General features: G+C 72.0%; 21 protein-coding genes. 12 read left to right on the forward strand and 9 right to left on the reverse strand.

Features of this window, described 5'->3' with window-relative positions:
• Positions 1–3: 3 nt before the first annotated feature.
• The gene (locus ABZX10_RS04310; RefSeq protein WP_355534908.1) at positions 4–1587 is read right to left on the reverse strand and encodes a sugar transferase; all 1584 of its coding nucleotides are present in this window, start codon (positions 1585–1587) and stop codon (positions 4–6) included.
• Positions 1588–2038: 451 nt separating this feature from the next.
• Here ABZX10_RS04310 and ABZX10_RS04315 point away from each other — a divergent pair, with 451 nt between their 5' ends.
• Genes ABZX10_RS04315 through ABZX10_RS04330 form a run of 4 tightly spaced genes read left to right on the forward strand, consistent with a single transcriptional unit; the run spans position 2039 to position 5751 of the window.
• The gene (locus ABZX10_RS04315; protein WP_355534910.1) at positions 2039–3286 is read left to right on the forward strand and encodes a class I SAM-dependent methyltransferase; all 1248 of its coding nucleotides are present in this window, start codon (positions 2039–2041) and stop codon (positions 3284–3286) included.
• Positions 3287–3302: 16 nt separating this feature from the next.
• A complete protein-coding gene (locus ABZX10_RS04320) occupies positions 3303–4088 on the forward strand; it encodes a glucose-1-phosphate cytidylyltransferase (protein ID WP_355534912.1) in 786 nt (261 codons plus the stop codon).
• Positions 4085–4738, forward strand: a complete 654-nt coding sequence (locus ABZX10_RS04325; protein ID WP_355534914.1) for a PIG-L family deacetylase — start codon at positions 4085–4087, stop codon at positions 4736–4738. Before ABZX10_RS04320 ends, ABZX10_RS04325 begins: the two co-directional genes overlap by 4 nt.
• Positions 4735–5751, forward strand: a complete 1017-nt coding sequence (locus ABZX10_RS04330; protein ID WP_355534916.1) for an SDR family oxidoreductase — start codon at positions 4735–4737, stop codon at positions 5749–5751. The genes ABZX10_RS04325 and ABZX10_RS04330 overlap by 4 nt, the downstream gene beginning before the upstream one ends.
• Positions 5752–5759: 8 nt before the next feature.
• Here ABZX10_RS04330 and ABZX10_RS04335 read toward each other — a convergent pair whose 3' ends face one another.
• Positions 5760–6314: a dTDP-4-dehydrorhamnose 3,5-epimerase family protein gene (locus ABZX10_RS04335; protein WP_355534918.1), complete on the reverse strand. Its 555-nt coding sequence runs from the start codon at positions 6312–6314 to the stop codon at positions 5760–5762.
• 14 nt (positions 6315–6328) lie between these two features.
• On the opposite strand from ABZX10_RS04335, the gene ABZX10_RS04340 reads away from it, so the two are divergent.
• The 5 genes from ABZX10_RS04340 (at position 6329) to ABZX10_RS04360 (ending at position 11766) form a co-directional block, all read left to right on the forward strand.
• Positions 6329–7432: a methyltransferase domain-containing protein gene (locus tag ABZX10_RS04340; RefSeq protein WP_355534920.1), complete on the forward strand. Its 1104-nt coding sequence runs from the start codon at positions 6329–6331 to the stop codon at positions 7430–7432.
• The gene (locus tag ABZX10_RS04345) at positions 7429–8781 is read left to right on the forward strand and encodes a glutamate-1-semialdehyde 2,1-aminomutase (RefSeq protein ID WP_355534922.1); all 1353 of its coding nucleotides are present in this window, start codon (positions 7429–7431) and stop codon (positions 8779–8781) included. The genes ABZX10_RS04340 and ABZX10_RS04345 overlap by 4 nt, the downstream gene beginning before the upstream one ends.
• Complete coding sequence (locus tag ABZX10_RS04350) at positions 8778–9860, forward strand: glycosyltransferase family 4 protein (protein WP_355534924.1); 1083 nt, start codon at positions 8778–8780, stop codon at positions 9858–9860. The genes ABZX10_RS04345 and ABZX10_RS04350 overlap by 4 nt, the downstream gene beginning before the upstream one ends.
• A 153-nt stretch (positions 9861–10013) precedes the next feature.
• Positions 10014–10688 (forward strand): hypothetical protein, encoded by a 675-nt coding sequence (locus ABZX10_RS04355; RefSeq protein WP_355534926.1) that lies wholly within the window; start codon positions 10014–10016, stop codon positions 10686–10688.
• Complete coding sequence (locus ABZX10_RS04360; protein WP_355534928.1) at positions 10627–11766, forward strand: ImmA/IrrE family metallo-endopeptidase; 1140 nt, start codon at positions 10627–10629, stop codon at positions 11764–11766. The genes ABZX10_RS04355 and ABZX10_RS04360 overlap by 62 nt, the downstream gene beginning before the upstream one ends.
• Before the next feature lie 26 nt (positions 11767–11792).
• Here the strand turns inward: ABZX10_RS04360 and ABZX10_RS04365 are convergent, their stop codons facing one another.
• From ABZX10_RS04365 to ABZX10_RS04375, 3 genes are read right to left on the reverse strand one after another with little or no spacing between them, the layout of a single operon-like run.
• Entirely contained in the window at positions 11793–12830 is a 1038-nt protein-coding gene (locus ABZX10_RS04365) for a glycosyltransferase family 4 protein (RefSeq protein ID WP_355535666.1), read from the reverse strand.
• Positions 12831–12838: 8 nt separating this feature from the next.
• Complete coding sequence (locus ABZX10_RS04370; protein ID WP_355534930.1) at positions 12839–14818, reverse strand: glycosyltransferase; 1980 nt, start codon at positions 14816–14818, stop codon at positions 12839–12841.
• The gene (locus ABZX10_RS04375) at positions 14815–16215 is read right to left on the reverse strand and encodes a flippase (protein ID WP_355534932.1); all 1401 of its coding nucleotides are present in this window, start codon (positions 16213–16215) and stop codon (positions 14815–14817) included. The genes ABZX10_RS04370 and ABZX10_RS04375 overlap by 4 nt, the downstream gene beginning before the upstream one ends.
• Positions 16216–16307: 92 nt before the next feature.
• Between ABZX10_RS04375 and ABZX10_RS04380 the strand changes: the two genes are divergently transcribed.
• Positions 16308–17351, forward strand: a complete 1044-nt coding sequence (locus ABZX10_RS04380) for a glycosyltransferase family 4 protein (protein WP_355534934.1) — start codon at positions 16308–16310, stop codon at positions 17349–17351.
• Here ABZX10_RS04380 and ABZX10_RS04385 read toward each other — a convergent pair.
• A complete protein-coding gene (locus ABZX10_RS04385; protein WP_355534936.1) occupies positions 17311–18114 on the reverse strand; it encodes a WecB/TagA/CpsF family glycosyltransferase in 804 nt (267 codons plus the stop codon). The two genes, ABZX10_RS04380 and ABZX10_RS04385, sit on opposite strands and share 41 nt — an antisense overlap.
• A gap of 127 nt (positions 18115–18241) precedes the next feature.
• On the opposite strand from ABZX10_RS04385, the gene ABZX10_RS04390 reads away from it, so the two are divergent.
• Both ABZX10_RS04390 and ABZX10_RS04395 read left to right on the forward strand, forming a co-directional pair.
• On the forward strand, positions 18242–19240 hold the full coding sequence (locus ABZX10_RS04390) for a hypothetical protein (protein WP_355534938.1): 999 nt from the start codon (positions 18242–18244) through the stop codon (positions 19238–19240).
• Positions 19237–20859, forward strand: coding sequence for a hypothetical protein (locus ABZX10_RS04395; RefSeq protein ID WP_355534940.1), 1623 nt, complete (start codon positions 19237–19239; stop codon positions 20857–20859). The genes ABZX10_RS04390 and ABZX10_RS04395 overlap by 4 nt, the downstream gene beginning before the upstream one ends.
• A gap of 12 nt (positions 20860–20871) precedes the next feature.
• Here the strand turns inward: ABZX10_RS04395 and ABZX10_RS04400 are convergent, their stop codons facing one another.
• From ABZX10_RS04400 to ABZX10_RS04410, 3 genes are all read right to left on the reverse strand, one after another.
• Positions 20872–21090, reverse strand: coding sequence for a hypothetical protein (locus ABZX10_RS04400; protein WP_355534942.1), 219 nt, complete (start codon positions 21088–21090; stop codon positions 20872–20874).
• On the reverse strand, positions 21090–21992 hold the full coding sequence (locus ABZX10_RS04405) for a metal-dependent hydrolase (protein WP_355534944.1): 903 nt from the start codon (positions 21990–21992) through the stop codon (positions 21090–21092). The genes ABZX10_RS04400 and ABZX10_RS04405 overlap by 1 nt, the downstream gene beginning before the upstream one ends.
• A 148-nt stretch (positions 21993–22140) precedes the next feature.
• Entirely contained in the window at positions 22141–22443 is a 303-nt protein-coding gene (locus ABZX10_RS04410; RefSeq protein WP_355534946.1) for a hypothetical protein, read from the reverse strand.
• Positions 22444–22517 lie beyond the last annotated feature (74 nt).

The raw sequence follows: 22517 nt of genomic DNA on the forward strand, positions 1-22517 counted from the left end.
CCGTCAGTACGCGCCGTCGGAGGTGAGCACGGTCTTCACCGTGCGGGCGATGATGCTGATGTCCTGGCCGAGGGACCAGTTCTCGACGTACCCCACGTCGAGCCGGATCGACTCGTCCCAGGAGAGGTCGGAGCGCCCGCTGACCTGCCACGCGCCCGTCACGCCCGGCTTGACCAGCAGGCGCCGCCGCATCACGGGCGGATACTGCTCGACCTCGTGCGCGAGCGCGGGCCGCGGGCCGACGACGGCCATCTCGCCGCGCAGCACGTTGAAGAACTGCGGCAGCTCGTCGAGGCTGTACCGGCGGATGACGCGCCCGACCCGGGTCACGCGCGGGTCGTCCTTCACCTTGAACAGTGGTCCGGCGCCGACGTTCTCGCCGGACAGCACGTCGCGGCGCGCGTCGGCGTCGATGTACATGCTGCGGAACTTGATCATGTCGAAAAGAGCGCCGCCGGATCCGACGCGGGTGGCGCGGTAGAAGACCGGACCGCGACTGTCGACCGTGATCGCGAGGGCCACCGCGACCATCACGGGCGCCGCCAGCACCAGGCCGACCACGGCGACGGTGAGGTCGAGGAGCCGTTTCCCCACGCCGAACGAGCGGCTCGGCTTCGGGGCCGCGATGTGCATCATCGGTGTCCGTCCGAGCGGCTGGCTGACGATCCGACTGCCGGCTACGTCGGCGATGCCTGCGGTGACGACCAGTTCGACACCGTCCTCGGCGAGGTGCCACATCAGATCGCGCACGTCGTCCGGGCCGAGCGAGTCCGTGGCAGTGAGTACGACGACGCCCGCACCGGTGTCGCGGACCGCCTCCGACACCGCGCGATCGGTACCGACCACGGGGATCCGCGTGCCCTCCACCTCGAGAGCGTCGACGGCCAGCGCGTCACCGGCCGGCAGGCACACGCCGACGATCCGGGCGCCGGCGTACTCCGCGCGCAGCAGGCTCCGCGCCGAGGCGGTGGCGGAGGAGTAGCCACCGACGATGAGGGTCGGCGCGCCCACCGCGCCGGAATCCGTGCGGCCGAGCCGCCGGCGGAACCAGATGCGGCTGAGCAGTATCCCGCCCAGGGCGACGGGGCCGGAGACGACGACGAGCGAGTGCGGGAGGAGGGCGGGGAACAGCACCTCGACCGCGACCACGGGGCCGAACACCGACCGGACGGTGCCGAGGACGCGCCGCAGTTCGGCCGAACCCAGACGGAGCAGCGGAACGTCCATCGGCCGCGTCCGGGTCAGCTGATGGAACCAGAGCAGATGCACGACGATGACCAGCACGACGAGCAGCGTCGGGTCGGCGCCCTGACGCAGCCCGACGACCGTGCCCGCGCAGGCGGCGGCGAAGGCGACCGTGCCGTCCGCGACGAGGATCCAGCGGGCGAGCCTGTCGCGGTACGCATCCGCCTCCGCGCGCGCCGATGACGAGCCGGCGGAGACCGCGACACCTCCGTCGAGCACCGCCGGGCGGTCGGGCGGGACCGGGCGGTCGGGCGGGACCGGGCGGTCGGGCGGGACCGGGACAGCCGCAGTGAGCACGGTGGTTCGCGGCGCACGCGCGTCGGCCCAGGTGTCGATCGACATGTCCCGCCTCTCCGAATCGGTGCCGGAAGCTCCGCTGGGCGAATACCTCTTCGGAAATCGCAATCGGCGATCAACGCCATTGCAACTGCGAATTCCCAACGAGGCTCCGCGTGCACCCGGTCCTCACGGCGCACCGGGTCCGATGCGCCGCAACGAGGCGCAACACCCTCCGAGCGCCGCACCCCTCCACCCCCAGGACGACCGCGGCCACGAGTCAGTATCGCTGATACCCTGCTGCTCACAGGGTATGCGATCGCTCGCCGACCTCGACCCTCCGACGTCCGGACCGCCGGTTCTCGGCGGTGGGCGGAGACGGACTCGAGTGGCTGTCGTCAGCCACCGTAGACGTTCACGATTGCGATCGCAACATCAATAGCCATTTGCAACCAGAAAAGCCTGAGAGGCTATGCTCGGGTCTCGAAGCACCCCGTCGACAGTTACGGATTCCATCATGCAGTGCCGTTTGTGCGGTTCGTCGCGACTGCGGAGTGTGGTCGATCTCGGAGCCACACCGCCCTGTGAGAAGTTCCTCACGGCGGACGAGCTCGACCTGCCGGAGCCCACCTACCCGCTGCACCTGCGGATCTGCGAGGAGTGCCTCCTGCTCCAGATCCCCGCTCTGATCATCCCGGAGGAGACCTTCTCCGAGTACGCCTACTTCTCGTCGTTCTCCGCCAGCTGGGTCGAGCACGCGAAGCGCTTCGTCGACTCCTCGATCGAACGGCTGGGCCTCGGCGTCGACAGCCTGATCGTCGAGGTCGCCAGCAACGACGGCTACCTGCTGCAGCACGCCGTCGCCGCGGGCGTGCCGTGCGTCGGGATCGAACCCTCGGTCAACGTCGGCGAAGCCGCCCGCGAGTGCGGGGTCCCGACGGTGACCGCGTTCCTCGGCCCGGAGACCGCCGCCGCCGTCCGGGCCGAGCACGGCCCGGCCGACCTGGTGGTGGCCAACAACGTCTACGCCCACATCCCCGACCTGCTGGGATTCACCCGGGGTCTGCGCGGGCTACTGGCCGACGACGGCTGGCTGAGCATCGAAGTGCACCACGCGCTTCCGCTCGTCGCCGAGGGACAGTTCGACACGATCTACCACGAGCACTTCCAGTACTACACGGTGCTGACGGCGCAGCGCGCGCTCGCGACCGCGGGGCTGACCGTCGTCGACGTCGAGACGATCCCCACGCACGGCGGCTCGATCCGCGTCTGGGCACGGCCCGACGGGGTGGCCCAGGCACCGTCGGACCGGGTGCGCGAGGTGCTGCGCGCCGAGGAGGCGGCGGGCCTGCACCACCTCGCCGGGTACGCGGGCATGCGGGCGCTGGCCGAGCGCGCGCGGCAGGACCTGCTGCGCTTCCTGCTCGAGCGCCGGGCCGAGGGCAAGCGGATCGCGGGCTACGGCGCGCCCGGCAAGGGCAACACCCTGCTGAACTACTGCGGCATCCGCACCGACCTGCTCGAGTACACCGTCGACCGGAACCCGTACAAGCACGGTCGGTTCACGCCCGGCGCGCGGATCCCGATCCACGAGCCCGAGCGACTCGACACGGATCGCCCGGATGTCGTGGTGGTCCTGCCGTGGAACCTCGAGACCGAGATCACCGAGCAGCTGCGGCACCTCGTCGATGCCGGCACCGAGCTGATCTACCCCATGCCCCACCTGCACACCGCGCGACCCCGTGCCGCGGCCGTGGAAATCTGACGAAGGGTCGGACATCATGAAGGTCGTCCTGTTCTGCGGAGGCTACGGCATGCGCATGCGCAACGCCGCCGACGACGCGGTGCCCAAGCCCATGCAGCTCGTGGGGCCGCGCCCGCTGATCTGGCACGTCATGCGCTACTACGCGCACTACGGTCACAAGGACTTCGTCCTCTGCCTGGGCTACGGCGCCCAGCACATCAAGGACTACTTCCTGAACTACCGCGAGACCGAGTCCAACGACTTCGTCATGCGCGGTGGCGAGGTGGAACTGCTGTCCACCGACATGAGCGACTGGTCGATCACCTTCGTCGACACCGGGCTGGAGTCGGCGATCGGGGAACGGCTCCGGCGCGCCCGCCCGTACCTCGACGGTGACGAGTACTTCCTCGCGAACTACGCCGACGTGCTCAGCGACGCGCCGATGAACGACATCATCGACCAGGTCCGCGCGACGGGATCGGCCGCCTCGATGCTCCTGGTCCCGCCGCAGTCCTCGTTCCACTGCGTGGACGTCGACGGTGCCTCGATGGTCACCGGCATCACGCCCGTGTCCGAGTTCCCGATCTGGGAGAACGGCGGCTACTTCGTGCTCACCCAGGAGGTCTTCGACCACCTGCCGCCCGGCGGCGATCTCGTCGCCGACTCGTGCACGGCGCTCGCCAAGGAGGGGAAGCTGTTGGGGTACAAGCACCGCGGCTTCTGGAAGCCCGCCGACACCTTCAAGGAACGTGCCGACCTCGACGCCGGATACGCGCGCGGCGACCGGCCCTGGATGGTGTGGCAGACCGCCGTCGCGCCATGATCGACCTGTTGACCGGCCCTCTCGCGGAGATCGCCGTGCTCGGCGCGCACTGCGACGACATCGCGATCGGCATGGGCGGCACGCTCCTTCAGCTGGCGGAGGCCAACCCGGGGCTGCGCGTCCGCGCGTTCATCGGAAGCGGTGCCGGCACACCCCGCGAGGCGGAGGAGCGCTCCGCGCTGGCCGCCTTCGCGCCCGAGGCGGAGCTGCACGTGACGGTGGTGGACCTCCCGGACGGCCGGGCGCCGGCCCACTGGGAGCGCGCGAAGTCGCTGCTGTCGACGTTCCGCCGCTCCACCGAGCCCGATGTCGTGTTCGCACCGCACCGCGGCGACGCGCATCAGGACCACCGCCAGCTGGCCGAGCTGGTCCCCACCGAGTTCCGCGACCACCTGGTGCTGGGTTACGAGATCCTCAAGTGGGAGACCGACACCCCGCAGCCCACACTGCTCAATCCGCTCTCGCCGTACTCCGCGATGGCGAAGGCCCGGCTGCTCGCCGAGCACTACCCGTCGCAGACCGCGCACGACTGGTTCGACGACGACGCCTTCCTCGGCCTGGCCCGGTTGCGCGGCATCCAGTGCCGCGCCGCCTACGCCGAGGGTTTCCTGCTGGAGAAAGCAATCATCCGATTCGGAGGAGATCGATGAAGGTCCTGCTCACGGGCAGCCACGGATATCTGGGCACGGTCATGGCGCCGGTCCTGCGTGCCGAGGGGCACGCGGTGACGGGCCTCGATTCGGGCCTGTTCGCCGACCGCGTCCTCGGCCCGGCGGTGGACGACCCGCCGACGCTGACCACGGACCTGCGTGACGTGACGGTCGAGGAGCTCCGGGGATTCGACGCGGTGGTCCACCTCGCGGCCCTGTCGAACGATCCGCTCGGCTCGCTCGCGCCGGAGGTCACCTACGACATCAACCACGCGGCGTCGAGCCGGCTGGCACGGCTGGCGAAGGAGGCGGGCGTCTCCCGCTTCCTGTACGCCTCGACGTGCTCGGTGTACGGCGCCGCGGGTGCGGGCCTCGTCGACGAGGACGCGCCGCTCAACCCGATCACGCCCTACGCGATCAGCAAGGTGCGGGTCGAGGACGACGCCGCGGCGCTCGCCGATGCCGACTTCACCCCCGTCTTCCTCCGCAACGCCACGGCCTTCGGCTTCTCGCCGCGCCTCCGCGCCGACATCGTGCTCAACAACCTGATGGGCTACGCCGTGCTGACCGGCGAGGTGCTGGTGCTCTCCGACGGCACGCCGTGGCGGCCGCTGGTGCACGCGCAGGACATCGCGCGGGCGTTCGCCGTCTGCCTCACCGCGCCGAAGGAGACGGTCTCGGCGCGCGCCTACAACGTGGGTACCGAGGCCAACAACGTGACGGTCGCGCAGATCGCGCAGTCCGTGGTCGACGTGGTCCCCGGCGCGGCCGTGCGGATCACCGGCGAGGCGGGCAACGACCCCCGCTCGTACCGCGTCGACTTCTCCCGCGCCCGCGACGAGCTCGGCTTCGAGGCGCAGTGGACGGTTCCCGACGGCGCGGCGGAGCTGCACGAGGCGTACACCGAGTACGGCCTCACCGAGCACTCCTTCCACCAGGACTTCACGCGGCTCGCAGTGCTCAAGGGCCTCCAGGCCGACGGCGCGATCGACGGATCGATGCGCCGTCGATGACGATCCGCTCAGCCCAACCGCGACCGGATCTCGGCCCACGAGCCGGCTGCGCGGTCGCGGGGCGAGACGATCGACGCCGTGAGCGGCCAGTCGAGCGCCAGGTCCGGGTCGGCGTGGTGCACCGCGAGATCCTCGGCGGGGTCGTGCGGCCGGTCGATCCGGTAGCACACGTCCGCCACGTCGGTCAGGGCCTGGAATCCGTGCAGGAAGCCCGGCGGCACGTACAGCGTGTGGAACTCGATGTCGTCCAGCCGGAAGGCCTGCGAGCGGCCGAAGGTGGGCGAGTGCGGTCGCGCGTCGACCAGCACGTCGTGCACCGCGCCGCGGGCACTGCGCACCAGCTTCGCCTCGCCCCGGCCGGACCTGCCGTGCATCCCGCGCAGCACGCCGCGCACGGACCGCGACTGCGAGTCCTGCACGAATCGTGCTGCGGCGCCGTCCTCCCCGAGGTGCGCGTCGAAGACCTCCGCGTCGAAGGTGCGGGTGAACAGGCCCCGCTCGTCGACGTGCGGCGTCGGGACGAGCAGGACGACGTCGGCGAGTTCGGTGTCGCGGATCTGCATGGGAGTACTGTGCCATGACCTCGTCCCGCGCGTGCCGCGGCTGCGGCTCCCCCGACCTGACCCGGGTGCTCGACCTGGGCCGGGTGCCCGCGGCGGACCGTTTCCCGCCCGCCGATTCCCCGGTCTCCCCCGACGAGTCCGCGCACCCGTCGGCCATGGACCTGTGCGGCGACTGCGGCCTGGCACAGCTCGCCGACGACGACACCGTCGCCGACGAGCCGCGGGGCGTGGAGCCGCGCGCCCTGCGCGAGCAGGCCGCGGACGCCGTGGATCGGGTGGCGGCCGCCGGGCTGTTGGGCGGTTCGACGGTGCGCGAGTTCGGCAGTCCGCACGGCGGCACCTGGCTCCCGGTGCTGGCGGACCGGGGATTCGCCGTCGCCGACGGCGACACACCCGCGGATGTCGTGCTCGACTGCTTCGGCATCATGCACGAGCCCGACCAACGCGCGGCGTTCGCGGCCCGGGCGGCCGCCGTCGCACCCGGCGGCGTCCTCCTCCTGCAGTACCAGCCCCTCGGATCGATCGTCGCGCACCGGCAGTGGACCGCGCTGCGGCACGGCCACTTCGGCTACTACACGCTGATCGCCCTCCGGCGCCTGCTCGCCGATGTCGGCATGGAGCCGGTGCGTGCCTTCGAGTTCGACCTCTACGGCGGCACCGTGCTGCTCGCGGCCCGGCACGCGGGCCACCGGCCCGCGGGGCCGGACGGCACGATCACGCGGATCCTGCGCGACGAGCGCACCGCCGGCCTCACCGAACCGGAGGGGCTGCGCCCCCTGGCGGACGCGCCGCAAGAACAGGCCCGGGCACTGCGGGACTGGGCCGGACGTGCCGCGGCCCGCGGTGAGACCGTTGCGGCGTACGGCGCCGCCTCCCGCGCCGTCGCACTGTTCGCCCTGGCCGGGCTGGAGCGCAGCACGATGTCGTGCATCGCCGACGCCTCGCCCACCAAGCAGGGCCGCCGCATGCCGGGCACCGACGTGCCGATCGTCGCGCCCGAGGCGCTCGACGCCACCACCGGCCCCGTCTTCCTGACCCTGCCCGACCTCTACGACGAGATCACCGAGGCGCACCCCGCGCTGCGCGGGCGCCTGGTGACGGAGGGCGAACTGTCATGACCGAGCCCGTCTTCGACGAGTCCCGCCGCCTGCAGGATCGCCTGCACGCCCTCGTGCCGGGCGGCGCACACACCTACGCCCGCGGCGCGGATCAGTACCCCGAGTTCATGCCGCCGGTGCTCGTCCGCGGCAGCGGTGCGCGGGTGTGGGACGCCGACGGCAACGAATACGTCGAGTACGGCATGGGCCTGCGCGCCGTGACCCTGGGCCACGGCTACGCCCCGGTGGTGGATGCCGTCCGGGCGGTCCTCGACGGGGGCCTCAGTTTCAGCCGCCCGACGGTGACGGAACTCGCCGCCGCCGAGGACTTCCTGGACCTCGTGCCCACCGCGGAGATGGTGAAGTTCGCCAAGAACGGCTCCGACGCCACCACAGCCGCGCTGCGGCTGGCCCGCGCCGCGACGGGACGCGACCTGGTCGCCGTGTGCGAGCAACCCTTCTTCTCGGTGGACGACTGGTTCATCGGCGCCACCGACATGAACGCCGGGATCCCCGTGGCCACCAGGGATCTCACGGTGCGCTTCGGCTACAACGACGCGGAGTCGCTGCGCGCCCGCTTCGCGGAGCACCCGGGGCGCATCGCCGCCGTCTTCCTGGAGGCGGCGACCGCGCTCGCGGAGCCGGAACCCGGTTTCCTGGCAGAGGTCCGGGCGCTGTGCGACGAGCACGGCGCACTGCTGGTCTTCGACGAGATGATCACCGGCTTCCGCTGGTCGCCGCACGGGGCGCACTCGGTCTACGGCGTCACCCCCGACCTGTCCTGCTGGGGCAAGGCCATGGGCAACGGCTTCCCGATCGCCGCGCTGGCCGGCAAGCGTGAGTTCCTGGAGCTCGGCGGGCTGAACACCGACGCCGACCGGGTGTTCCTCCTCTCGACGACGCACGGACCGGAGACGATGTCGCTCACCGCCTTCCGCGCCGTCGCCCGCGCCTACCGAGAGGGCGACCCCGTCGGCGCGATGGAGCGGGCCGGGCGCCGCCTGGCCGACGGGGTGAACGCCGCCGCCGAGGCGGCCGGGGTCGGCGACGCCGTGCGCGCCATCGGCCGGCAGTCGTGCCTCGTCTTCACCACCCGCGATGCGGACGGCGCACCGTCGCAGGCGTTCCGCACACTGTTCCTGCAGGAACTGCTGCGCCGGGGCGTGCTGGGCCAGTCCTTCGTCGTCTCCGCCGCGCACACCGACGCCGACATCGACCACACCCTCCGTGCGGTCGCCGGCGCGCTGACCGTCTACCGGCGGGCGCTCGAGGCGGGCACCGTCGACGGGCTGCTGCAGGGTCGCCCCGTCGCCCCGGCGCTGCGCCGCACCGCCGCACCGCGGCGCCTGCCCGGCGGAGCCACGCGGTGACACCGCCGGTCCGGGTGCTCGTCGTGGGTCCCGCGCCGCCGGGCCCCTCGAGCCGGGGCGGCATGGCCACGGTGATCGGGCACATGGCCGCGATCACCGACCCGGCCATCGAGGTGCGACTGCTCACCACCTACGTCGACGCGCCCGCGGCACAGCGGATCCGCGTCGGACTGGTGGGCATGGCACGCGGCACCGTCGCCGTCGCGCGCGGTGACGCGGACGTCCTGCATGTGCACCTCTCACACGGGGGGAGCGTGCTGCGCAAGGCCCCGCTGCTGTGGGCGGCGCGCCTGCGCGGCACACCGGCGGTCGTGCACGGGCACAGCTTCGATTTCGGCGGCTGGATGGCACGCCTGCCCGCTCCCGCGCGGGCCCTCGTACGCGCGGCGCTGCCGGCCGACCGCTGGCTGGTGCTGGGCGCGGGCCTCGCCGCCGAGTACGCCGCGGCGCTGCGGCTCGATCCCGCGCGGGTGCAGGTCCTCTACAACCCCGTCCCTCCCGCCCCGCTCGACGCTTCCGCTCCCGGGCCCGACGGTGCCGCGCGGGTCGAGGTGCTCGCCCTCGGCCGGCTCGGCGTGCGCAAGGGCAGTTACGACCTGCTCGCCGCGATCGCGGAACTCGAACCCGCCGTGCGGGACCGGCTGCACCTCACGCTCGCCGGCGACGGCGAGGTCGCGCACGTCCGGGCCGCCACGGAGCCCCTCGGCGCGGCGGTGACGGTGCGCGGCTGGGCCGGCGCCGCCGAGCGTGACGCGCTGCTCGCCGCGGCCGAGGTCCTCGCCCTGCCCAGCTACGACGAGGGCCTGCCGATGGCCCTGCTCGAGGCGATGGCCGCCGGCCTGGTGCCGCTGACCACCCCCGTCGGCGGCATCCCGGAGGCAGTCGTCGACGGCCGCGACGGGCTACTCGTGCCGCCCGGCGACGTGCCCGCGCTCGCGGCCGCCCTCGCGCGGCTCGTCGAGGATCCCGCACTGCGGCGACGACTGTCCGACGGTGCCCGCGCCCGCGCCGCCGACTTCGATATCGCCGACTGGCACGACCGGCTCAGCGCGCTGTGGACCTCGCTCGCGCGGCGATAGCCGCGGGCCGAGCACCCGTCGCCATGTGCGATGCCAACGTGTCAGTCGGGTGGGTAGGGTCGACACGCACGGCATCAATAGGCTATCTACCTTGTGATTGTCTGGTTTCGTGCAAGAGTATGAGGCAGCATTCCCACGCGTAAGGACGAGCCCATGTCGCAGCCACTGCACGACCCCGCTCCGCGGACCTTGGTCGTTCATCCCGCCGATGCGGAGGAGTACCTCGGGCGTATCGGCATCCCCATCGGCAGTATTCGCGTCGCCCTCGAGCGCGGCGAGACCCGTGCGATGGAGAATTCCGCACCCGAGTACCCGCGTACCGGTGCAGGACTCTCCCGATGGATCGAGACAGTGGGGACGCTGCGGCGGGAACTGATGCGCGAGGACTGGAATCCGCAGGACCAACTGAATCGTCCGATCGTCGTGAATCCCCAGCGGACCGTCAGAGTGGCGGTGGTGGGTGGCACCGAAGCCACCGGTGATCCGCTGTCGGAGGAGGGACCGAAGGCACAACGCCGCAGGGGACCAGCCACCGAGCAGGCGTTGGCCGGTCAGACGCAACTCTTTCTCATTGCCGAAATCACCGGCTCCGCGCAGAGGTACACGCTGAGCGATCCCCCACCCAACGGAGACTGGTTTCTCGTCTATCACCGAGGAGAGCAAGGCGTACAGGTTGAAGTGTCGCTGCCCAACGGGCTCAGCCAGGGCCAGTTCACCGGGTGGGTGGTGCGAGTCGTGCTTCCACCACTGACGGAGGATTCTGTCGATGCCCGGCCGCAGGATATCGGTGGCGGAGACCTCGGGTTCGATGTCCAACCGATCAGCTGAGCCCTTCCTCGACCCGGACCGGATCATCGCAGCGCGGACTCGTCGCGGCATGAGCAAGTCGGACCTCGCACGTGCTCTCGGCATCACACCCCGCAGCATCACCCGGTACGAATCCGACGGCGCGCCGATCTCCGTGGGGGCGGGACTCTCGAATGTGCTGGGATTCCCCGAGGCCTACTTCACCACCGCGCCGCTGGATCGGATCGATGCGCGCACGGTGAACTTTCGTGCGGCACGCCGGGCGGGAGCGCGTCAGCGGGATGCCGCGGTGGCCGCAGGTGGAATCGGGTTCGAGGTGGATCAGTGGATCAGCGCACGGTTCACGCTGCCCGCGGTGTCGGTCCCTCGCCGCATGGGCACCGATCCCGCACTGGCGGCGCGGATCGTGAGGTCCGACTGGGCGCTCGGCGCGAAGCCCTTGCCGAACACGGTGCACCTCGTGGAGTCGCGAGGTGTGCGCGTATACACGCTCCCGTCGATCGCGGAGGACGTCGACGCCTTCTCCTGCTGGTACCGGGACGTGCCGTACATCTTCCTATCGAGGAGGAAGTCTCCGGAGCGGATGCGGTTCGACGTGGCGCACGAGCTGGGCCATCTGGTGATGCACCCGGCCACTCCCGGGGACGAAGCCGAGCAGGAGCGGGAGGCGGATCAGTTCGCCAGTGAGTTCCTCATGCCTCACGACGCGCTCTCCACTCAGCTGCGGCGCAACCCCACCGCCGAGGAGGTTCTGGAAGCGCGATCCCGGCTCAAGGTCTCCGCGATGGCCCTGACCCGCGCGCTGCACACTGCGGGCCGGATGAGCGACTGGCACTACCGCCAGATGTGTATCGACCTCTCCGGCCGCGGCTATCGCAGCGGAGAACCAGGAGGAATGCCGGCTCACGAGATGTCGCGAGTGTTCCCGCAGGTACTCGCCACGGTCAAGGCCAAGGACATCGCGGCGGACTTGAACGTGCCTGCCGAGGAGGTCAGGGCCCTGACCTTCGGCGTCGAGCTACACACCGCGAGCGCCGGCAGCGACCAAGTCGTTGCACGTCCTGCCACGGGTAGAACAGGCCACCTGCGGGTGGTCTGAATCGGTGGGCTTCCTCTACCCGGGCACTATGGCCGCAGACGGTTCTCCCGGAGTCGGGCGGTGGCGATGACCCGCTCCAGTTCGGCCCCGAGCGCCGCGGCGGACACCGTCGAGGCGTGGCGCCGGAGGTAATGCTCGCGGGCGGCACCACCGCGGCGGGCGGCGGCCTCCGGATCGGCGAGCGCGTCGAAGGCACGGGCGAGGCCCGCTACGTCGTCGACGCCGATCGGCTCCTCGCCGGGCGGCTGGAACTCCGGAAGGGCGCCGGCGTCGGACACGATCGGGACCACCCCGAGCTGCATCGCCAGCACCTGCACGCCACTCTGGGTGGCACGCCGGTAGTGGGCCACCGATCCCTTCGCGGCAGCGAGATCGCTGGTCACCTGGACGTACGAGTACGGGCCGCGGCGCCACCGCACCGCCTTCCCGAGGTCGCGGTCCGGGCCGTCCCCGATGAGGACCAGTTCGTCACCACGCCAACCGGGCCCGCTCGCGTGGCGCTCCCACGCCGCCAGTGTCACGTCGAGGTTCTTGTAGGCGGAGAGCCGGCCCACGGCCAGGAAGTCCCGCCGGTCCGCCGCGGGCACGACGGGCGGCACCAGGGCGTCGTCGAGGTCGCTGGTGAGGGGCGCGACGGCCGACGCCCCGATCTCGCGGGCGACGAAGCCGCTGAACGCGACCGTCGACGCGGCACGCGCGTTCCACCGCCCGAACAATCGCCGCTCCCACCGGGGAAGCTCCTCGTCGGCGCCGTGCGGACGGTCGTCGTGGACGAGGTTCACCCGCGGCGCCGGGCCGGCGAGGGCGATCCACCGCGGGTCGCGGACGAGCTCGGTGACCACCACGTCCGGCCGGAAGGACCTGGCGTGCCGCAGTTCTCGCGCGAACTCCGGCCACGTGCCCGCGGTCTTCGGCCGCGGGTCGAGGACCCGTTCGTAGGGCCGCGCACCGTCGGATTCGGGGTGCCGGTCCGAGGTGACCAGCACGACCTCCCAGCCCGCGTCGATCAGCCGCTCGCAGTACACTCGCGCCAGCGGCCGCATCCACGGCGAGAGCCACAGCACCCGGCCGGTCACGCGCGCACCGTCGCCTCGGCGAACGCCGCCTCGTAGGCGTCGGCCATCGCCTCGACGGTGTAGCGCTCGCGCATCCGCGCGAAGCCGCGATCTCCGAGCGCGGGCCACTCGTCGGTGCGGGACAGCAGGGCGCGCAGCGCTTCCCGCCAGCCCTCGACGGTGATGTCGTGCACCAGGGCGCCGGCGGCACCGTCGTCGAGCATGTCCGGGACGGCGCACACGGCGGACGCGATCACGGGCAGGCGGCGGGCCATCGCCTCGAGGATGACCATCGGGAAGGCCTCGGATCCGCTGGGGACGCACACCAGGTCGGCGTCGGCGAAGGCGTGGTCCGGGCCCGGCGACCACCCGCGCCACCGGATCCGGCCGGCGAGCTCGGGCGGGGTGAGCGCCTCGAGTGGCTCGCGGTCGGGGCCGTCGCCGAAGATGTCCAGCTCCCAAGCGAACTCGGTCAGACCCGCCAGCGCCGCCACCAGCAGGTGCGGGTTCTTGTGCTCGACGATCCGCGACAGCATCACCAGCCGCGGGACGGCGCCGACCGGACGGCGCACGGGCACCCCGTCGAGCTCCGCGCCGGCCGCCACGCCGTTGGGCGCCACGAAGAACCGGCGCGCCACTCCCTGGTGGGCGGAGACGAGGTCGCGGTGGGCGGGCGAGAGCGCGACGAATCCGTCGGCGCGGCGCATCGCGGCGGCGAGCGGCGCCGAATAGGTGGGCCCGTCCGTCTCCGGCGGGATGTGCGCCCCCACCAGCCACGTCCGGTCGCGCCCCCCGGTCCGCCACAGCGTGGCGAAGCCGGTCTCGGTGTTGGTGTCCCCGCTGATCAGTACGGTCGGTCCGGGCGGCAGGTCCAGCAGCGGGCCCCACCACGGCTGGCGCACGACCCGCACCCCCGCGGGCGCCTCCGCGATCAGCGGCCCGAACCGCTGCAGGCAGACGACCGTCACGCGGTACCCGCGCCGCTGCAGCTCGCCCGCCAGGACGAGGTGGTGCCGCTCCGCGCCGCCGAACACCAACCGATTGACGGTGAACACCACGTTCGGCCGGCGGCCGCGCGGCGCGGCCCGGCGGCTCGCGCGCTTGCTGCGCTGCACCCGGTCCAGGAGCGAATCCCCCAGCAGGAACACGCCGGCCGCGCGGGGTCCCGCCGCGTGCTCGATGTTCAAGGCCATGTTCGCGCGCAGGAGGTCGGCCGAGCGACGCCAGGCGACGGCATCGTCGCGCACGGTGCCGTGCCCCGAATGCTCCACGCCCGCATCGCCCGTCAGCTCGAGCGTCCAGCCCGCGTCGAGCGCGCGCCGCTGCCAGTCCGTCTCCTCGCCGTAGAGGAAGAACTCCTCGTCGAACGGGCCGAGCGCGTCCCACGCGTCGCGGCTGATCGCCAGGCACGCCCCCGTGAGGTAGCCCTCGACCCGCCCGGGCGGGGCCGGGTACAGGTCCGAGAACGGCGTGCGGCGCAGCGCTTCCGCGTAGCCGGCCCGGGAGACCAGGCCGCGCACGAGGCCCCGTCGACGGTGCGCGACGTCCCAGGTGCGGCCCCGTCCGGACGCGTCGTGGTCGTCGTGGATCACGGGCGCCGCGGCCGCGACGCGGGGACGGCGCAGGGCGGCGCGGGTCGCGTCGAGCCCGCCGCGGAGCAGCGCATCGGGGTTGAGCAGCAACAGGTCGTGCCCCGGGACGAGCGCGGCCAGCCGGTTCACCGCCGCGGCGAAGCCGAGGTTGCGACCGTCGCCGTGCCAGGAGACCGCCGGGAAGGCAGCCCGTACCCCCGCCATGCCCGGGTAGTCCGGCCCCGAGTTGTCCCAGACCAGGACCGGGGCACCCGGCAGGTGCACGGCGACCGCGCCCAGGCACACGGCGATATCGGCGGGCACGCGGTAGGCCACGATCAGGACGGCGAGGTCCCGGGCGGTCCCGTCCGGCGGCGGCGGGGCGAGCCGGAGCCCGCCCGTCAGCTGGGGGCGTTCGGCGATCATTCCGGCGTTCCCTCCTCGGAGCTGAGCAGGCCGTGGGCGTCGCGCAGGCGCACGGGCCCGAGCACGAGGTTCACGGCCAGGTACGCGACCGCGGCGGCTGCGCCGGTGAGCAGGACCGGCAGTGAGTGCCCCACGACACAGACCACCGCAGCCGCCGCGACGGGCGGGATCAGCCGCGCCAGGAACAGCCACGGCGTGCGGTACGGGGTACGACCCGCCAACCGGCGGGTCGCGACGGCGAGGCCGAACAGCTCACTCGCCACCAGCGCCGTGGCGGCGCCCTTCGCGCCGAACTGCGGGATCAGTACGACGTTCAGGCCGATGTTGAGCAGCAGGCTCACGATGTTGAGCCGTAGCAGGAAGACCTGGTCGTGCGCGGCGAACAGGCCCTGGCTCAGGGTGCCGGTGACCAGGCGGATCGCGACGGCCACGAACAGCAGGCCCAACGTGCTCCCGCCCGCCGCGACGAAATCCTCCGAGCCGAGCAGCCGGACCAGTCCGGGCGCGAGGAGCGCACCCGCCACGGCCAGGGGCACCGCGACGAACAACATGAGCTGGATGCTGCGCACCGTGAACCGCGCGAACCGGTCGCGGTCGGTGGCGAACAGGTTCGTCATCGTCGAGAGCGTGGACGCCAGGAACACCGTGGAGATCACGGTCGCGTTGAAGGCGACCGTGTACGCGAGGTTGTAGGCGCCCGTCTCCTCCTTGCTGCTCAGGACGGACAGCAGGACGCCGTCCGAGCGCCAGTACAGCGCGGCGATCACCAGGACGCCGGTCTGCGGCAGGCTCTCGCGCACCAGCTCCCAGCTCTCGCGGAACGAGAAGATCGGCCGCAGGTCGATGATCCGGCGCGCGACGCCGCCCTGGATCAGCAGCACCACCAGCGGCGGGATCAACTGCACGAGCGCGTACCAGTAGAGGTCGGCGCCGACGTGCACGAGTAGGAAGGTCAGCCCGAACGACAGGAGGCGGCCCAGGAGGTCCGAGAGCGCGATCGCGCCGAAGCGCACGTCGGTGACGAAGACCGGCTGCACGCAGCTGCTGAGCGTCGTGAGCACGAGGCTGCCGCTGATGATCGCGATCATCCCCACGACCAGCGGATCGTCGCGGTACAGCAGCCAGCCGGACAGCGACGCCGCCGCCCCGAGCGGCAGGCAGTAGGTCAGGGAGAAGCCCGCGTTGACACGGACCAGACGCGACAGGTCGCCCGTACCGCCGGTGACCCGCCGCACGATGACCGCGCCGATGCCGAGCTCGGTGAGGCTGCTCCACAGGCCGATGAACATGATCGCCGCGGAGAGCTGCCCGTAGGGCCCCGGTCCGAGCGATCGGGTCGTCAGGGCGACGGTGCCGATCGACGCCACCAGCCCGACGATCCGCGCCACGAACTGCATGCTGAACGCCCGTGCGATCCGGCCGCCCGAGGCACGCCCACGCAACGTGGGTTCGGCCTCGGCGTTAATCTCATCGCCGAGAGGAGGTTCGGATGCGAGTAGTGGTTCCGCTGGCAGGGGGACTGTCGCCGGCTGATTGGGCCCGCCGGTACCGGGCGGGAGAGGTTCCGGATCGCTCACCGTACGGCCTCCATCGGCTGGCCGATCACGCCCTCGACGTGCGCTTCGCCCCGTCGGAACTGGGCGAGCGGTCCCGACTGCTGCAGCGGGTGGCGCGGTCCGTGCGGCACCGCACCGACGGCTACGAGCTCATCGGCGCGCCCTCGCTCGCGGACGCCGATGCGGTACTCGCCTACGACGAGCGGACCGGGGTACCCGCGCTGCTGCGGGCAAGTGCGCCGGTGGCGGCGGGGATCGGCTGGCTCACCACCCGCGGCGCGGCCGGACGGGCGCACGGCGCCCTCGCCGCCCGCGCCCTCCCGCGCGCGGCCGCGGTGTGGGCGCAGTGCTCGGCCGTTCTGCCCGTCATCGGGAGCGAGTGGAAGATCGCGCCGGAGCGCCTGCATTTCATCCCCCTGGGGATCGACACCGATTTCTACGCCGAGCAGCCGGCCCCGGAGACGGGATGCACGGTGATGAGCGCGGGCGAGGATCGCTTCCGCGATCATCCGACGCTGGTCGCGGCGGTCGAACAGGTCCGCCGGACGGTGCCGCGCGCCGCCCTCGAGCTCGCCTCCAGCCTGCCCCTGCACGCACCCGAGGGCCTCGTGACGGTGCACACCGAACGGCTCAACGGCCGTATCCGCGAGTTGTACCGCCGTGCCGCGGTCGTGGCGATCGCCCTGCACCCGACGGTGACCGGCTCGGGTCTGACGGTCGTGCTCGAGGCGATGGCGAGCGGGCGGCCGTTGGTGGTCACCGACAACCCCGGCGTCTCCGATTACGTTCAGCACGGCGTGACGGGCCTGCTCGTGCCACCCGGGGACGCCGACGCGATGGCGGGCGCGATCCGCACGCTGCTGCTCGACGAGGACATGCGCCTCGAGATGGGCCGACGCGCCGCGGCGACCGCACGCGAGCGGTTCACGTCGCAGGTCATGGCAGCTCACCTGGCCGAGATGCTTCGGGCCATGTGACCCGGTCCAGACGTACCCGACGCAGACGAAGGGCTGCCCTGGGCCCCTGGACCAGGTAGCGGCGCCCCAGCCGGCGCGGCTCCTGCAGCAGCCGGTACAGCCACTCCGCTCCCGCACGTTGCCAGGCCGACGGTGCCCGCGACACGGTGCCCGCGAGGAAGTCCGCGGCCGCGCCGAAGGGCAGCAGCACCTGCGCCCCGGTCCCTGGCCCGGCCTCGTCGATCCACTGCTCCTGCCGGGGCTTGCCCAGACCGACGATGAGCACCGTCGGCGCGGCCGAACGGATCTCGTCCACCAGGCGTGCCGCCGCGGCGGGATCGTCGAGCTCGGCCCGCTCGGGGGCCCAGTAGCCGGCCACCGTCAGCGCCGGATACCGCCCGGCGAGTACCGGGGCGAGCCGCGCATGCATGGCAGGGGTGCCACCGACGAATCCGATCGGCCAATCGTGCTCCGCTGCGAGCGCGATCACCGCGGGCAGGAGGTCCGCACCGGTGACGCGGGGCCACGGGTGCCCCGCGGCGAGTGCCCCGCGACCCGCGACCGGGGCACCGTCGGCCACCGAGAGCCACTCGACCCGCCTCCCGAGACTGCGCCGCCCGCGCCCGAAGTGATGCAGGTGATCGACGTTGACCGAGCACACGGCCAGCGGCCGGGCACCGCCCTCGCTCTCGGCGATCCGCAGCCGAATGCGGTCCAGGACGTCAGCGCCGGTGACGCAGACGACCCGTTCGTCGTCGAGCAGCATCGCGCTGCGCGTACTCACGCCGACGACCGTTCCATGATGCTCACCAACTCATAGTAAGGTGAAGCCACGGATTGCTGGGAATGCAACCACATACAACATTCGGTTGGGCTTCTCCGCTCGCCGGGAACGGAACGGGGTCGCACGGATGAATGTCGCAGCGTTCCTCCGCTGGGTGCTCACGAAGCCCCTCGTCATCGTGGTGGTGCTCGCGTGCGCCGTCGCCGGTGGCTTGGTCGGCTACCGCTCGGCGACGGTGCAGTACGAGACCGAGGCGGCCGTCCTGGTGATCCCGCCGTCGATACCGTCGGTGCCGGGCGCGTCGGACGCGATGCTCAACCCCTTCACCAACCTCTCGGGCAGTACCACGCAGCTGGCGTGGGTACTGGCCAGCTCCGCGCAGTCGGTACAGGCCCGGGAGCTGGTGAAGCGAACCGGGGCGTCCCCGGACTACACGATCGCCTCGGTCGCGGGGGACTCCAGCTTCTCCCAGCTCTCCCCCCAGATCACGATCCGGATGCCCGCGACGGATCCGCAGGCGGCGAAGGCCGGCGCGGAGGCGCTGATCGCCTTCATGCGTGACCAACTCCGCAGCATCCAGAAGGACGCCGGCGTCGCTCCCGCCGTGTACGCCGATCTCCGCACCACCACCGAGCCGCAGGCCGGCGCGCAGGTGAGCAGCACCGCGCTCAGCAACGCGGGCGGGCTCGCGCTCGGCGCCGCGCTGGCGGGCCTGCTGGTCAGCCTGCTCGTCGCGGCCGTCCTCGACACCCGCCGCAAGCGCAGCGCCGAGGCCGCGACCAGCGGGGAGTCCGAGGACACGAGCCCGCTCAGCGGCGTCGTTCCCCCGGCCGGTGATGCCGCCGCCGCTCCGATCGAACCGGCTGCCGGATCGGTCGACGGCGCCGAACCGGCGCCGCTCCCCGTTTCGCGGCTGGAGATCGCGCGTCCCCCGGTGGGCGAGGCCGACGCCCCGCAGCGCCCCGCGCCGCCCCGTCCCGCTCGCCCCACCGGCCGGGCCGAGCAGCGCGCGATGACGCGCTGGCGGGACCGTGTGGAGGTCGTTTCCGAGGAGTCCGAGTTCCCCCTCCCCGCGTTCGACGGCGACGACGGCGAGGCCACGCGGCGCCTCGGCACCTCGGGGTGAGCTCTGCGCGCTGCGGCGTCGTGCCGAAGCGCATGCTCGCGCTCGTCCTCACGATCACGATCGTCGCCGGGTGCACGACGCCCCCGCCCGAGCCCGGCACCGTCGCCTTCGACGGGCCGGACCTGGTCAACCCGATGCGCGGCCAGTACCGGAACATCCTGACCGACCTGTTTCCCCAGGCCAGCGAGACGAATCGGGACCGCCCGGCGTGGCCGGGGACGCGATTCGAGAGCGTCCGGATCCCCTGGCGGATCCTGCAGCCCACGGACCCGCGGACCGTCGCCGCCGGCGCGCCGGACACCGTGCGGTACGACTTCACCCGTCTGGATCAGGCAATCGCCGACGCCGCGGCCCAGGGCCGGCAGTTCGGCTTCCGGATCACCGCCTTCGACTCGTGCTGCGACGCGACGGAGAAGGGCCGGACGGTGTCGATGGCACCGGACTGGCTGGCCTCGACGCCGGGGGCGAGCAGCACCCGCACCGCCGACGGCGTGCACTACGTGCTGCCGGAGTGGAACAGCCCCGCGTACCTCGACGCGTTCACCGCGCTGATCGCAGCGCTGGGCCGCCGCTACGACCACGACGAACGCGTCGCGATGTACGAGATGTCCGGCTACGGGGACTTCAGCGAGAACCACGTGGCGTTCGCGCGGGACAGCCTGAAGATCGCGGCGCCGTCGCCGGAGAACAGTCGGAAGGAGCTCGGCTACTTCAGCCAGTACCGGGACCAGTACCTCACCTACGCCTCCGCCCAGCGGCTGGTCGACGCGACCCTGCGGGCCTTCCCCAGCACGCAGATCGTCTCGACCATGGGCAACCCCGCGATCGCCGGCCTGCTACTGCGCGACAGCCCCGAGCTGCCGGGACTGCGGCGCCCCGTGGGGATCCGGTCGGACGCACTCGGTGCCCTGCCGATCCTCCCCACGTGGGCGGAGAACCGCTGGTCGGAATACGTACAGAAGCGCGACCCGCTGATCGGCGTGCTCGCGGAACGGTTCCGCACCGCGCCCGTCATCACCGAATGGCCTCCCCAGCTGTTGTCCGGGGGCACCGTCCTCGACTACTACCGCCGGGGCCTGCGCGACGTGGTGAACGGCCACGTCTCGCTGGTCTCGAGCACCGGATTCCCGGCGCAGAGCCGGCCGGAGCGGATGACCGACGAGCAGTACGCACTCTGGCGGCGCGCCACCACGTACGCCGGGTATCGCTACGCGGTGGACCGGGTCGAGGTCACCCCGACCGCGTCCGGGCTGCGCGCGGCCGTGCACTGGGTCAACCGCGGCTCCGCGCCCACCTACGACGGCTGGAGGGTCTCCTACGAGGTGGTCACGGAGTCCGGCCGCTGGGTGGCCCGGGTCGACGGTGCGCCGCCGCTGCGGACCATGGTCCCGACCCAGCCCTATCAGGATCTCGCCGCCGCCCCGCCGGCGGCGGAGGCGACGGACACCGTCGACCTGCCCGGCCTGCAGCCCGGGCGGTACATGCTCCGCGCGATCGTGGCCTGGGACGAGCACAAACCCCGGGGTACCCACCGGACGACGATGCCGCCGATGCAGCTGGCGATGACCGGGCGCGGCGAGGACGGCGGCTACTCGGCCGGCTGGTTCCGGGTGGGCTGACCCCGTGAACCGTCAGCCGACGACGAGACTCGGGAGGCGTCGGGCCATGATCTCCTCGGCCTCCGCGACGACGGTGTCGACGACACCGGCAACGGTGTCGACGGACTCGATGAGGCCCTGGGTCTGTCCGTCATCGTCGGGAGGTCCAGTCCCGGAGCACGTCCGGTTGTGCCGGCGCACACCCATCGGGCGGTGGGCCTCGTCATCGACGCCCGACGGTGCGCCGTGCATCAGTGCTCGGCGCCACGCGCGGCCGGGGAGGTCGCGAGGTAGGCGACGGCCTGCGCCGTGGAGCCGATGGACGCCGGGTCGAAGCTCGGCTTGAAGTAGAGCAGCGTGAACCAGATGACCTGCCGGATCTTCGGGAGGAGATTCTTGTGGGACGCCCTGAGGTACTCCCACCACAGCCGCGGGTAGGAATAGCTGAAGTTCGGGTCCTTGCGCAGCAGGTACCCCGAGCAGCGGTGGAGGGTGAGCCCCAGGAAGAAGACGACCGTGAGCATCGCCCGCACGCGGTGCAGGTAGCCGGGGTCGAAGTAGGTGGCCACGTCGTGCGCGACGGACCGGTGCTCGACCTCCTCCGCCCCGTGCCAGCGGCAGATGTCCGCCATCACGGGGTTCACGTCGTAGTCGTCCCACGCGTTGTTGAGCGCGAACACGCCCAGGATGGCGGTGTAGTGCTCGATACCGGCGATCAGCCACAGCCGCTGGACCATGTCGTTGTACTGTGCGCGGTCCGATCGGTAGCGGCGCGGCGCGAGGATGCGGCGGAAGATGAACTCGGCCTGGCGGGCGATCGGCGCGGTGTCGATGCCGCACCGCTGGAGGTACTCCGAGAGCGCGCGGTCGTGCGATTCGGCGTGCATGGCCTCCTGGCCGATGAAGCCGCGCATCGTCCGGGCCAGGTCCTCGTCCTTCACGTACGGCAGCGCCTCGGAGTAGACCTCGCAGAACCAGCGCTCGCCCTCCGGGAGGATGGCGTGCAGCACGGAGCTGACGATGTCGCTCGCCACCGGCTCGCCGGGGATCCACTCGAGCGGCACGTTCTGCCAGTCGAACTCGACGTCACGGGCGTGGATCTCGACGCCCACCGGTTCGGTGGGCGTGCTCGTCTTGCCGCGCAGGGACACCATCGTCGACTCCAACCGTCGGGGCGATTCATACAAGTGTGTAGGAACTCGCTCCGAAGTCTGTCGCGGCGCTAGTGATATGTCAAGGGCAGATTTCTATCATCTGCACTGACCGTCTCGGCGCTACCCCTCGAGGCGGGCAGCGCGCCGCTCAGGACGGGTCCGCGGAGGCGGTGAGGTCGTCGGAATCCGCGAAGACGAGATCGCCCGCGTCACTGAGCACGGCCCACCGTCGGGCGGGCTCGGCGATCCGCTCGCCGTCGTATTCGGTGGCGACGGGAGTGAACTCGCCGAAGTCCTCGACGATCGTTCCGACGACCTCACGGTCGCTGCCCGCGAACGCGGTGACGGCTTCCCCCACGGTGTGCGCGCCTTCTCCTTCGGTCGCGACCGCATCATCGTCCGTGGGTGCGGAATCGTCGCCCTGCGCGGGCTCGGTGCTCGACGTGGCCATGGTGCGCCTTCCGTAAGGGCTGCTCGGTTCGATGGCTCGCCACCGGATCCGACGGTCCGCGGTACTCCCCGCCG

Origin of the sequence: Tsukamurella sp. NPDC003166 (assembly GCF_040611135.1) — a bacterium.
In the GTDB taxonomy this organism is placed as follows: Bacteria; Actinomycetota; Actinomycetes; order Mycobacteriales; family Mycobacteriaceae; genus Tsukamurella.

Excerpts from the sequence above, each read along its gene's own strand:
- ABZX10_RS04320 (WP_355534912.1), top strand. The coding sequence starts at position 3,303 with ATGAAGGTCGTCCTGTTCTGCGGAGGCTACGGCATGCGCATGCGCAAC.
- ABZX10_RS04355 (WP_355534926.1), top strand. The coding sequence starts at position 10,014 with ATGTCGCAGCCACTGCACGACCCCGCTCCGCGGACCTTGGTCGTTCAT.
- ABZX10_RS04335 (WP_355534918.1), bottom strand. The coding sequence starts at position 6,314 with ATGCAGATCCGCGACACCGAACTCGCCGACGTCGTCCTGCTCGTCCCG.
- ABZX10_RS04400 (WP_355534942.1), bottom strand. The coding sequence starts at position 21,090 with ATGCACGGCGCACCGTCGGGCGTCGATGACGAGGCCCACCGCCCGATG.
- ABZX10_RS04325 (WP_355534914.1), top strand. The coding sequence starts at position 4,085 with ATGATCGACCTGTTGACCGGCCCTCTCGCGGAGATCGCCGTGCTCGGC.
- ABZX10_RS04315 (WP_355534910.1), top strand. The coding sequence starts at position 2,039 with ATGCAGTGCCGTTTGTGCGGTTCGTCGCGACTGCGGAGTGTGGTCGAT.
- ABZX10_RS04310 (WP_355534908.1), bottom strand. The coding sequence starts at position 1,587 with ATGTCGATCGACACCTGGGCCGACGCGCGTGCGCCGCGAACCACCGTG.
- ABZX10_RS04390 (WP_355534938.1), top strand. The coding sequence starts at position 18,242 with ATGAATGTCGCAGCGTTCCTCCGCTGGGTGCTCACGAAGCCCCTCGTC.
- ABZX10_RS04380 (WP_355534934.1), top strand. The coding sequence starts at position 16,308 with ATGCGAGTAGTGGTTCCGCTGGCAGGGGGACTGTCGCCGGCTGATTGG.
- ABZX10_RS04360 (WP_355534928.1), top strand. The coding sequence starts at position 10,627 with ATGCCCGGCCGCAGGATATCGGTGGCGGAGACCTCGGGTTCGATGTCC.
- ABZX10_RS04370 (WP_355534930.1), bottom strand. The coding sequence starts at position 14,818 with ATGATCGCCGAACGCCCCCAGCTGACGGGCGGGCTCCGGCTCGCCCCG.
- ABZX10_RS04410 (WP_355534946.1), bottom strand. The coding sequence starts at position 22,443 with ATGGCCACGTCGAGCACCGAGCCCGCGCAGGGCGACGATTCCGCACCC.
- ABZX10_RS04345 (WP_355534922.1), top strand. The coding sequence starts at position 7,429 with ATGACCGAGCCCGTCTTCGACGAGTCCCGCCGCCTGCAGGATCGCCTG.
- ABZX10_RS04405 (WP_355534944.1), bottom strand. The coding sequence starts at position 21,992 with ATGGTGTCCCTGCGCGGCAAGACGAGCACGCCCACCGAACCGGTGGGC.
- ABZX10_RS04330 (WP_355534916.1), top strand. The coding sequence starts at position 4,735 with ATGAAGGTCCTGCTCACGGGCAGCCACGGATATCTGGGCACGGTCATG.
- ABZX10_RS04340 (WP_355534920.1), top strand. The coding sequence starts at position 6,329 with ATGACCTCGTCCCGCGCGTGCCGCGGCTGCGGCTCCCCCGACCTGACC.
- ABZX10_RS04375 (WP_355534932.1), bottom strand. The coding sequence starts at position 16,215 with ATGCAGTTCGTGGCGCGGATCGTCGGGCTGGTGGCGTCGATCGGCACC.